The sequence below is a fragment of the Marivirga sp. genome (assembly GCF_024636815.1).
In the GTDB taxonomy this organism is placed as follows: domain Bacteria; phylum Bacteroidota; class Bacteroidia; order Cytophagales; family Cyclobacteriaceae; genus Marivirga.
On sequence record NZ_JAGXGF010000186.1, the window covers coordinates 1 to 11,862 of the forward strand.

The 11,862-nt window shown below is 33.6% G+C and carries 9 protein-coding genes; 5 read left to right on the plus strand and 4 right to left on the minus strand.

What is annotated here, in order from left to right:
- On the minus strand, window positions 1–183 hold a 183-nt coding region (locus Q0L29_RS13530; RefSeq protein WP_296622485.1), incomplete at its 3' end, for a hypothetical protein.
- A gap of 367 nt (window positions 184–550) precedes the next feature.
- On the opposite strand from Q0L29_RS13530, the gene Q0L29_RS13535 reads away from it, so the two are divergent.
- Both Q0L29_RS13535 and Q0L29_RS13540 read left to right on the plus strand, forming a co-directional pair.
- Window positions 551–1,870: a sensor histidine kinase KdpD gene (locus Q0L29_RS13535; RefSeq protein WP_296622486.1), complete on the plus strand. Its 1,320-nt coding sequence runs from the start codon at window positions 551–553 to the stop codon at window positions 1,868–1,870.
- A gap of 91 nt (window positions 1,871–1,961) precedes the next feature.
- On the plus strand, window positions 1,962–2,537 hold the full coding sequence (locus Q0L29_RS13540; protein WP_296622487.1) for a DUF3109 family protein: 576 nt from the start codon (window positions 1,962–1,964) through the stop codon (window positions 2,535–2,537).
- Here the strand turns inward: Q0L29_RS13540 and Q0L29_RS13545 are convergent.
- From Q0L29_RS13545 to murC, 3 genes are all read right to left on the minus strand, one after another.
- A complete protein-coding gene (locus tag Q0L29_RS13545) occupies window positions 2,525–4,771 on the minus strand; it encodes a PAS domain-containing sensor histidine kinase (protein ID WP_296622488.1) in 2,247 nt (748 codons plus the stop codon). The genes Q0L29_RS13540 and Q0L29_RS13545 overlap by 13 nt on opposite strands.
- 231 nt (window positions 4,772–5,002) lie before the next feature.
- The gene (locus Q0L29_RS13550) at window positions 5,003–5,806 is read right to left on the minus strand and encodes a 3'-5' exonuclease (RefSeq protein ID WP_296622489.1); all 804 of its coding nucleotides are present in this window, start codon (window positions 5,804–5,806) and stop codon (window positions 5,003–5,005) included.
- Between the two features lie 3 nt (window positions 5,807–5,809).
- Window positions 5,810–7,183 carry a Mur ligase domain-containing protein gene (gene murC / locus Q0L29_RS13555; protein WP_296622491.1) on the minus strand — a complete coding sequence of 458 codons (1,374 nt, stop codon included), beginning with the start codon at window positions 7,181–7,183 and terminating at the stop codon, window positions 5,810–5,812.
- Between the two features lie 184 nt (window positions 7,184–7,367).
- On the opposite strand from murC, the gene dnaB reads away from it, so the two are divergent.
- From dnaB to Q0L29_RS13570, 3 genes are all read left to right on the plus strand, one after another.
- Entirely contained in the window at window positions 7,368–9,953 is a 2,586-nt protein-coding gene (gene dnaB / locus Q0L29_RS13560) for a replicative DNA helicase (protein ID WP_296622492.1), read from the plus strand.
- Window positions 9,954–10,064: 111 nt separating this feature from the next.
- Window positions 10,065–11,057, plus strand: a complete 993-nt coding sequence (locus tag Q0L29_RS13565; protein ID WP_296622494.1) for a zinc-binding dehydrogenase — start codon at window positions 10,065–10,067, stop codon at window positions 11,055–11,057.
- Between the two features lie 163 nt (window positions 11,058–11,220).
- Window positions 11,221–11,751: an SUMF1/EgtB/PvdO family nonheme iron enzyme gene (locus Q0L29_RS13570; RefSeq protein ID WP_296622496.1), complete on the plus strand. Its 531-nt coding sequence runs from the start codon at window positions 11,221–11,223 to the stop codon at window positions 11,749–11,751.
- Window positions 11,752–11,862: the final 111 nt, after the last annotated feature.

Sequence of the window (11,862 nt, forward strand, 5' to 3'; positions counted from 1 at the left end):
AGGGGGGATTAGATTGGAAGTGATCTGAACTGGATTGGAAGTGTTTTGCGTAAAAGCAGGGAAAGCTAAAATCAAGCAAATGAGACAGCACGCGTTTTGCTTCGCAACGCGCGCTAGTTTTTGGGAATATGCCGTTGCTGGTATTAATAAGTTAATGGCAATTGATACTAGGATAACTGCCAAACTTAATGAGCACACGCGACACGCATGCACTAACATTTTGGTTGAGCCGGGTTGAATGTAGTATGAGCTGGAAGCTCGCGCTAGCTTGTATATACTGGGAGCCAGCACTGATATTATTTGACTGGCGCGGGGAGGGTATGGTTTTGGTTGGGGAAAGATAATTCTACTCTTTGGTTTACATTAAAAACAATTTAAATCCAAAAGTATGGATTTTAGCGTAATTACAAAAATATAGATTAAAAATATTTCAATATGGAGATTGAAGCTCAAGCTAAGAACCAAAGCTCGCTTAATAATTAACTAGGGACATTCATTTATTGCTATCATGTTGCAATATTTTTATTAAATTGATATAAATTTCTCAAATTTGAATAAGCTCTATCAATATAATCCATTTTTTTTGTGGTTCAAAAACCCCAAAACAGAGAAGAAATTCAATCTTAGCAGCTATAAGGATGATTTATATGCGCTCCGTTTTGTCATTATATTGGGTACAGCATTAAGTATTATCTTCATTTTCGTAGATGTAATTCGATATAAACCTGATATTGTATCTATTGCCTTTCGTGGTGGAATGGCTCTAATTCTAATGGCGCTAGGTGGCTTAACTTTTCTTTTTAAGAAAGAAAAATACAAATTCACTCAATATATGGGGGTTTTGATAGCCTTGTTCGTATCCTTTTTTTTCTTTTTGCATTATCATTTCAATAATGACCCTGCATTTGATATTTTCCTTTCGAATATATTAATGGTCATAATTTTCATCATCTCTACTATTATGGGCATGCGTTTTCGCTATGCTTTATTTGTTAATAGCATCAATTTTATAGGGTACATTTTATATATTGAAAACATTAAATACTCAGTTATTGCTGAAAGACAGATTTCACAGCTTTTTGTAATCTATATGGTAGGGATTTTAGCTTCCTATCTTTTGGATCGTCAGAAAATGACTTCATTTATCAATAAAAATGAACTGGACTTAGAAGTTCAAAAGGTAGACGAGCTTAATAAAGTTAAAAACAAGTTATTTTCCATCATATCTCATGATTTAAGAGGTCCGATCATATCCCTAAAGGGAATATTAGGTTTATATAAAAAAAAGGCAGTAAGTGAAGAAGAATTTAAGCAATTGACTCATAATTTGGAAAATGAATTTGATAGCTCTTACTATCTACTAGACAATCTTTTAGCATGGTCAAAAAGCCAAATGCAAGGCTTAGAAATTAAAAAAACGACTATTAATCTACATGAAGAATTATTGATCATAAAAAAATTATTTGAGTCACAACTAAAAGCAAAAAAAATAACCCTTGAAATATCGATGGCAGAAAATGAAAATATTCTTGTAGATAAAGAAAGCATACAAATTGTATTCAGAAATATTATCTCAAATGCCATTAAATTCACACCTCTTGGAGGTAAAATATCAATTTCATCAAAGAAACACAATGATGAGATGATTAAGCTTGAAGTAACAGATTCAGGAGTGGGGATACCGCCAAAAAAATTGCAGCAGTTGTTCGAAATTAGTAAAGATACTTTAATTGGGAACTCTTCTTCCAACGGAGCAGGCATAGGCCTAATGTTGGTAAAAGAGTTCATAGAACTCAATAATGGTCAGGTTACAGTGGATAGTATTTTAGGAAAAGGTACTTCATTTCGGGTCTTATTGCCTACTAAATAAGCTGCGGAACTTTTCTCTCTCAATACAGCTTTTTTAAAAATCATTTCAATTCTATTGAGACAATTCCATCAATTAAAATTAATTTTGCAATATGATATTAGTAGGCAATGCAGTCATCACAGATGACATTAAAGATAAAAATTTTGTGTGTAACATTGAAAAATGTAAAGGTGCATGTTGTGTAGAAGGTGATCTGGGGGCCCCTCTAACAGATGAAGAATTACCGATCATGAAAGAAATCTACCCAAAAGTGAAGCCTTATTTATCAGCAGAGGGCATCAAAGCCATAGAAGAGCAAGGTGAATATATTGAAGATTGGGAAGGTGATTATAGTACTACTACCATCAACGAAAAAGAATGTGCCTATGCTGTATATGATGAAAAAAATATCTTAAAATGTGGCATCGAACAAGCTCATAATGATGGAAAAATCGATTTTCTAAAACCTATTTCCTGTCATTTATACCCAGTAAGGATTACAAAATATGATGAATATGATGCCTTAAATTACGACAGGTGGGAAATCTGCGATCCCGCCTGTGATTTTGGTGAAAAACTTGGCGTTCCACTATATAAGTTTCTGAAAGATGCTTTGATAAGGAATTACAGTAAAGAGTGGTATGAAGATTTAGTAAATGAAATTGAATCTGAAAATCAAAATGGTTGAGATTTAAGATTTGGAAGCGTAACCGTAAAGGTGGTTCCTTTTTCCACTTCGGAATTAACCTGAATTTCACCCTTAATCTTTTGAATAGTTTCTTTTACAATATAAAGACCTATGCCAGTTCCTTTACTATTACTAGAGGCTCGGAAAAACATTTCAAATATTTTCTTCAAATATTGAGACTGAATCCCTAAGCCATTATCTAAAATTGTTATTATAGCTTTTTCATTATCTGCCTTAACCTTAATTTCTACATATGGATTATCAATAAATGGATTAAAGTATCTAATAGCATTAGATATAAGATTATTGAATATCACTTTTAATCTTCTTTTATCTGAATAAAATTCAATATTAGCATCAATTTTAATCCGCTTTTCTATTTTATCATAATCTTCTAAATATTGATAATTATCAAGGGTATCCTGCACTATTTCCTCAAAATCAATTGAATCCGCTTGCACCTCCTGTCTAGCGTTTCGTGATAAATCCACTATATCTTTAATGAAATCATCTAGTTTATTGATGCTTTTATCTACTAAATCTAAATAATTGGCTAATTTATCTTTATCATTTTCCTTTTTAGCCAAATTGATTAAGCCTTTAACTGAACTAAGTGGGGCTTTTAAATCGTGGGAAGCGCTATAAACAAAGCTATCCAGTTCAATATTTAATTTTTTTAATTCCCTATTCTGCTTTTTGAGTTTCTCCTGTGCGCTTTTTATAGCAGAAACATCTCTTATAGCTCCATCAAAATATTTGGTTCCTTCTTCATCTTCACTTACCATACTGCTGATAAGACCTGTAAAAATCTCTCCATTCTTCTTGCGAAATTGAACCTCTACATTGGTTGCCTCTTTTTCCTTAATTAATAACTTTCCTAATCGTTGTCTGTCATCCGGATTGGCATAAATACTATTAAGTTTAGCATGATGATAAAGTTCCTCTTTTGATTCGTAACCAAACATTTTCACAAAAGCCTCATTAATAAAAATCAATCCTTTATCGTGTGAACTTCTGTAAATAGCTTCGGAAATATTTTTATTTACTGAAGCAACAATCCGCTCATTACTTTTAATTCTTTCCTGAGCCTCAAAGGTTTCGGTGATATCATCTGTGAGACACACTATCCCACTAATATACTTATTGACCATAACAGGAAAAATCTTAGAGTCCACTACTTTTACAATCTTGTCATTTTCTTTGTGAAAATCCCGATAATTTTTCTCTGTTCCGTTCAATGCTAAATTGATCCGCTTAATTGTTTTTTCGTAATGGGCTACCAATTCCGCCTGTTCTAATATATTCATCCCAACTTCAGGTGTGATGCCATATTGAGACTTTAGGTGATTGAAAAACTTATTATTAAAAGCTAAGAGATTAAATTCAGTATCAATCATCCATACCATAGATTCAAGGCTGTCGAAAATAGCTCTTAAACTAGCCTCCTGATGTAAAACTTCACCTACCTGAAATTGAAGCTTTTTATAAAAATCATCTTTTAACCCTTCTAATTCCTGGTTAACATCCTTGAAATCAGTGATTATGGTATTCATTAAACCATAAATGGAACTTAGCTCTTCATCCTCATTTTCCAACAATTTAGTATCTTTTCCATTCCAGCTTAAATCAGTCAGAATGTCAATTACCTTATTTGTTTTATTATTACCTTCACTCTGTTCAGATACTTTCTCCTTTAAATTTTTAATTTCATGGATTAATTCTTCTCTACTGAGCGAATTGAGATAAACATCATCAGATACTTCAGGCTTAATTATATTTATTGCATAATCAATAGCTAAAATAGGCTTGCTGACCTTTTTAACACCTACTAAATGTTCTGGTTTGTATTGCTCATACATGTCAAAAATTACTTTCCCAATTCCATCATAGATAAATAAAAATTCAGACCAATATTTCCTGAATGACAGATCAAAAAAATGGATTTCTTCTCTAGCTGAAGCCGGAATATTAACCATCTGGGAAGTATCCATAATAAAGGTCAGTTTTTGTCCTTGAATAGAACGAGATACTTCTTGTAAATTTTTAAAAAAAAGTTGAGATTTTTTACTGTCTACTTCTCCTATTGAGATAGCATAAAGGATACTCCTCTCAATAAGAAGATAGTAACATTTATAGTCATGAAAATTAGAGATATTCAAACTTTCCAAAAGCTCATAATTAAGGCTTTGGTTATCCAAAATGTCAGTTATTTGCTCTAAATATCCCGTATTCAATTCAATAGCACTTTATAGTTTATTTTTATAATACCTAAAAATATGCAAAATATTCTACTGGAAAATTGTTTGAACGCTTCAATTATAGTTAATGTAGGGTATAGCAAAAATTAAATTAAAATTTTAGTCCTAAAACTAGTTGTGACTATTACAATTATATCTGAAGTGCAAAACAAAAGCCCAAATTAAATCTATAATTCGGGCTTCAATGATTAGTGTAAAATTCAAAAGTTATTTTTGAAATCCTCTAAGTTTTATCTCTGTTAGTTTCCTTTTAGTGTCCATTGGGAAGTCTCCTTTCATCATCCAGTCATAATAACCTGACTCTCTTTTCATCACAACTTCCACGGGTGTTCCTTTATGTTTTCCAAAATTGAAAACCTCAATACCATCATCATTGAAGACAAATCTACCTGCCAAATCGACCATATTATCATTAGTGATTTGATGTAAGGTTTCGACATTATTTTCAATTGTACCTAACACCTTACCCTTTAAATCCTTTAAACTTTCACCTTCGTATTTTTTAATCTGGGCATCCAATACTTCAAGCGTAGCAAGAGTATCCGCTTCAGCGGAGTGAGCATCAATCAGATCTTTCCCGCAATAAAATTTATAAGCAGCAGTTAAAGTTCGCTTTTCCATCATATGGAAAATCTTCTGTGCATCTAATAATTTTCGCTTTGAAATGTCAAAATCAACATCTGCTCTCAAAAATTCTTCTACCAAAACCGGGACGTCAAACTTTAAGATATTAAATCCTGCCAAGTCACACCCATACAAAAATGCAGATAACTCCTTGGCTAATGTTTTAAAAGTAGGCTTATCTTTTACATCCTTATCATAAATCCCATGAATCAAACTACTTTCAATGGGAATAGGTCTCTCAGGATTTACCCTTTCCGTATTTTTGATGACATCACCATCCGGCATTACTTTCACGAAAGAATATTCAACTATTCTGTCGTTTACTATATTGGTTCCGGTGGTTTCCAGGTCGAATATAACTAATGGATTTTTGAGCTTTAAAAACATATGTTATTTAACTAAATTTTGAGAAGTTTCTTTTAAATCTAATTTTCCAAAATGACCTGAGCTTAAAAATGCAAAAGTCGAAACCTTTCCTTTTTGATTTCCCATTGCTCTTTCCAACTCATTTTCATCATCAAAAAACTGTAAATCAGAATTATTAAAAGCCTCTTTAAGATCAGATTCATTCAATTTATTATCTCCTTCAATCTTAAGGTTGTCTGGATTTATATACACAAAGGCTACATCAGCATGCTTTAAAGTATCCTTATATTCCTTTATAAATTCCTTATCCAAACTACTAAAGGTGTGCAATTCATAAGCCACACAAATTTTACCTTGAGTAAATTGATGATGCAAAGCATTAACTGTAGCCTTCAATTTTGATGGGGCATGTGCATAATCTTTAAATACTCTCATCCCATTATTTTCCGCCAATAATTCCAATCTATTTTTTGCTCCTTTGAAGGTTGCAATAGCATCATAAAATTTATCATCTGCTACACCCAAAATATTGCACACTTCATAGGCTGCTTTTATATTTTGAAGATTATGCTTACCGAAAACATTTATTTTCACCTTTCCATGGTCTTTGGTTTTTAGGTAAGTTTCACCATTTTTAATTTCTGAATCATGAGCTGCATAAGGAAGATTACGAACGTCTTCACGTTCCTTAGCTCCCACTATATTGGCTAGGTTATCTTCCTCGCAGTAAATTAAGGAACCTGCTTTAGGTGTCTTATCAGCAAAAAGATCAAATTGCTTAGTGTAATCCTCAATGGTTGGGAATACATTTTTATGATCCCATTTAATGCCCGAAATCACCCCAATATGATGATCATATTTCAAAAACTTAGGATGTGGATCCAATTTTGAAGCTAAATATTCATCTCCTTCAATGATAATAATGGCTGCATCCGATATTTGGACAGTCAAATCAAATCCTTCGATTTCAGCACCCACTAAATAATCAAATGTTTTGCCAGCCGATTTCAAGACATGCATAATCATAGCCGTAATAGAGCTTTTTCCATGACTCCCTCCGATTACAATTCTTTGTTTATTAGCCGATACCTCTCTGATAAATTCAGGAAAGGAGAAAATTTTCAAACCTAGTTCCTGTGCCTTTTTCAATTCTGGATTATCTGCTTTGGCGTGCATCCCTAAAATAACTGCATCCAATTCTTTGTGGAGTTGATCAGGATTCCATCCTATGGAAGCATTTAATCCAGCTGCTTTTAATTTTCCTGCCGCAGGTTCATAAATTTCGTCATCAGAACCTGTAACTTTAATATTTCTTTTGTGAAGGGCTAATGCAAGATTATGCATCACGCTACCACCTATTGCTATAAAATGTACTTGCTTAATATGATTTAAATCCATTGAGTTTGTATTAGATTATCCAAAAATAGAATAAAGTTTATGCTGTGGCAAATTATCTTAAGATTTTAGATGTTGATAAGCTGTGGATAAGTTGTCCAAAACTTGATCGGTTTTTGCTAAAGATAAAAGAAATAATAATTTAGATTTGTTAGCCTTTGGAATTTCAAGAAAAGTAGGGGAACATATGGAATCAAAAAAATCATCCGCATTGAGAATTGGTCAAAAAAACAAAAAGCTTGATATAAGCGATAATATGGGGAAAATGCCCCCTCAGGCGGTTGAACTAGAAGAGGTAGTATTGGGTGCTTTAATGCTAGAAAAAGATGCTTTAACAAACGTTATTGATATCTTAAAACCTGAAAGTTTCTATCGAGAAGCCCATGAAGAAATTTATAAAGCTATCGTACAACTTTTCAACAATTCGGAACCTGTTGATTTAATGACGGTTACGAATCAGTTAAGAAAAAATGGGAAACTAGATTTAATTGGAGGAGCTTACTATATTACTTCCCTTACTTCAAGAGTAAACTCCGCAGCTAATATTGAATACCATGCTAGAATAATTGCTGAACAGGCAATTAAAAGGCAACTCATTAAAATTTCCCGGGAAATTCAGGAAGATGCTTACGAGGATACTACAGATGTTTTTGATTTATTAGACAGAACTGAGCAGGAATTATTTGATGTAACCAACTCTAACATCAAAAAGAATTATGCTGATATGTCTTCTCTAATGAAGCAAGCATTTGTGGAATTAGAAGAAAGAAGAAATCATACAGATGGTTTAACAGGTGTACCTACTGGCTTCTCCGCCCTGGATCGCGTAACATCCGGATGGCAAAAATCAGATATGGTGATTATAGCCGCAAGGCCGGGTATGGGGAAATGTTTGGGAAAAGGAACTAAGGTTTTGATGTTTGATGGGGCATTGAAAAATGTTGAGGATGTAAAAGTAGGAGAAAAATTAATGGGAGATGATTCAACTCCTAGAACCGTACAATCACTGGCTAGAGGAAGAGAGAGAATGTATTGGGTTCATCAAAATTCTGCTATAAGCTATCGAGTAAACGAATCTCATATTCTTTCTTTAAAAAGAAGTAGAAATGAAGGAAAGCATAAAAAAGGAGATAAATTAGATATTTGCTTAAGAGAATATCTTGATAAATCAGATAAATTCAAGTCAAATTATAAAGGTTATAAAGTCCCAGTTGAATTTGAGGAAAAACAAGTAGGTATCAATCCTTACTTTTTAGGCTTATGGCTTGGAGATGGACATCAATACAGTTCCAGAATCACAAATGTTGATGAAGAAGTGACTGCCTTCATGCAAGAATATGCAGATGAGCTAGGACTGGAAATGATGACTTACCAACAGGAAGGAAAAGCACCAAATCTTGCCATTACTAAAGGAAGCAGAGGCAAACAAAAGATTTATTCCATACAAGCTGAATTAAGACAGCTAAATCTAATTCAGAATAAACATATCCCTGAAAAATATTTAATTAATAGCCAACAAAACCGATTAAGTTTATTGGCTGGGATTATTGATGCTGATGGTTATTATTCTAGCGATTACAATGTTTTTGAAATTGTACAAAAAAGTGAGCATTTATCTAATCAAGTGAAGTTTTTATGTGATACTTTGGGCTTTAGAACATCCATTAGAAAAAAAGATGCCTCTATTGATGGTAGAAAAATCAGCGATGTTTTCAGAATTAGAATTTCAGGTAATATAGATGTTATTCCTACCAAGATTTCAAGAAAAATCGCCCGTCCTAGAAAATCTATTAAGGATTGGAGATGTACTGGAATCACCATTGAATATGATAAAGTAGATGATTATTACGGTTTTGAAATCGATGGAAACAAAAGATTTCTATTGGAAGACATGACTGTTACGCACAATACCGCATTTATCGTTTCAGCCCTCAGAAATGCCGCTGTGGACTTTAAACAACCTGTTGCTATCTTCTCATTGGAAATGTCTTCCGTACAGTTGGTCAATAGATTGATTTCTTCTGAAGCGGAATTGGATTCAGAAAAAATTAAAAAAGGAGATTTAAAGGATTACGAATGGCAACAGTTGGTTCATAAAACGGCCGCTTTAACGGAAGCCCCAATTTTTATTGATGACACTCCTGCCCTATCCATTTTGGAATTAAGAGCGAAATGTAGGAGGTTGAAACAGCAACACGACATTCAACTGGTAGTAATAGATTACTTGCAGTTGATGTCGGGTGATACTTCAAAGTCGGGAGGCGCAGGAGGAAATCGTGAACAGGAAATTGCTTCTATTTCTCGATCATTAAAAAATATCGCAAAAGAACTGAATGTTCCTGTAATTGCCCTTTCTCAGTTAAGCCGTGCTGTGGAAACCCGTGGTGGAGATAAACGACCGCAACTTTCCGATTTGAGGGAATCAGGTTCTATTGAGCAGGATGCCGATATGGTTATGTTCTTATATAGACCAGAATACTATGGCATAACAGAGGACGAAAACGGTATGCCAACAACCAACGTAGGTGAAGTAATTATAGCAAAACATAGAAACGGATCTCTGGATACCGTTCCACTGAAATTTATTGGTCGATTCACCAAATTTTCAGATCTTGATGCACCTGGAAGCGATAGCGGAGTTCCGGGATACGGAACTACATTTCCTTCTCAGGCAGGAGTTCCTTCTGATTTTGAAGCTCCTAGTGCAGTTACTTTACCTAGCAAGGCTACAGGAAAGGATAATCAGAAGGATTCAGATGAAGCTCCTTTTTAAATTATAATGAAACCTGTCAGGTTAGACATTTAATAATAAGGATGAAGATATTATCATTTTACAATTCTATATTCTAGAAACCTGACAGGTTTTTAATTAAAAAAAGTAAAAATGAAAGCACTGATTATAGGAGATAATAATCAACTCAATTTTATTGATAAAGAAATTCCAAAACCCAAGGAAAACGAAGTATTAGTAAAAATTACGGCAGTGGCTCTTAATCATAGAGACCAATTTATAAGAGAAGGGAAATACCCGGGAATAAATCCTGGAACTATTTTAGGCTCCGATGCTTGCGGAACGGTTATGGAAATCGGAGAACAAGTAGATGCTGTTTGGAAAGACAAAGAAGTTTTAATTAATCCTAATATTGACTGGGGCGAAAACCCAAAAGTTCAATCCTCACAATATCATATTTTAGGAACTCCTTCCGATGGGTTGTTTTGTGAATACGTAACTATAGATACTAAAAAAATAGCTGAAAAACCTGCTCATTTAAGTGCCGAAGGAGGAGCTGCTCTTCCATTGGGTGGAATGACAGCCTTCAGGGCATTATTTCATCATGGGAACTGCAAAAAAAATGAAAATGTATTGATCTCTGGAGTTGGTGGAGGTGTAGCGCAATTTGCCTTTCAATTTGCCTTGGCTAAAGGTGCCAATGTTTATGTGACCTCCAGTGATGAAACAAAGAGAACTAAGTCCATTGAATTAGGAGCTAAAGAAGCTTTTAACTATAAGGATGAAGATTGGGTGAAAAAAGCAAAACAAGCTTCAGGGGGATTTAATTTAGTGATTGACAGTGCAGCAGGTGACGGAATTAATGATCTTATAAAATTAATGAAGCCGGCAGGTAGAATTGTTTTTTATGGCGCCACTCAAGGCAAACCTCAAAATCTGGATGTGCACCGCATGTTCTGGAATCAAATCACCTTGCAAGGAAGTACAATGGCCAATGATGATGAATTTAAAGCGATGATTACCTATGTGAAGAAAAATAGAATTGAACCTATAATTGATTCTGTTAGACCTTTTGAAGAAATTGTAGAGGCCTTTGATAAAATGAAGGAAGGCAAGCAATTTGGAAAATTGGTGGCTAAGTTTTAATAGCCATTTGAATTAGCAACTAAAATTAGAGCAAGAATCCAGAAAGATTATAAAGCTTTAGTCCATTTCAAAAACAGACTCTATCTACTTTATAGCACATAAATGATTACTTTCATGGGAATACTTATTTCTTATATACTATTTTTTCTGTCATTCACATTTGATGAATGCCCACCCGGCACCAAAAAAAATTAAAAATTATTATGTAGATAAAACTGAAATTTTAAACATTCACTACCTTGAATTTATCAGACATAAAGAAATAGAATTAGATTCTATTGAGATGAAAAGGTTTATTCCGGATGGTTTAAAATCATTACCATTAAGTAAAGAGAACTGGTACAAACCTCTGGTTATGGTATCCTATGAACAGGCTATAGCATATTGTGAATGGAGATCAAAAGTTGTAAGCAAAAAGCTGAATAAGAAAGTTACTTACCGTCTACCAACACCAACTGAATGGGGAGAAATAGCTGCATACCTTTATGACCACAAACAAGTAAAGAAAGATATAAGAAAAGCTAAAAGAAAATTAGCCTGGCATAAGGTTATTCCAATTGTTTTAGAAAGTAAAGACAGAGAAGCAAAAAATACCAATAGAATATTTAATATGTTTGATAATGCATCCGAAATGACATCAGAAAAAGGTATAGCAATTGGACTTAATAATAACCTGAGTTCGATTCTAATTTAGGATTCAGAACGCCTGTAAATAGTGAGTTTCAACTAAAAATTCTGAAGCAATAGCGGGCTATTGTAAGGAATTTTTAGGAAGAAAATCGCTGTTTAGAGGTGGGATAGGAAA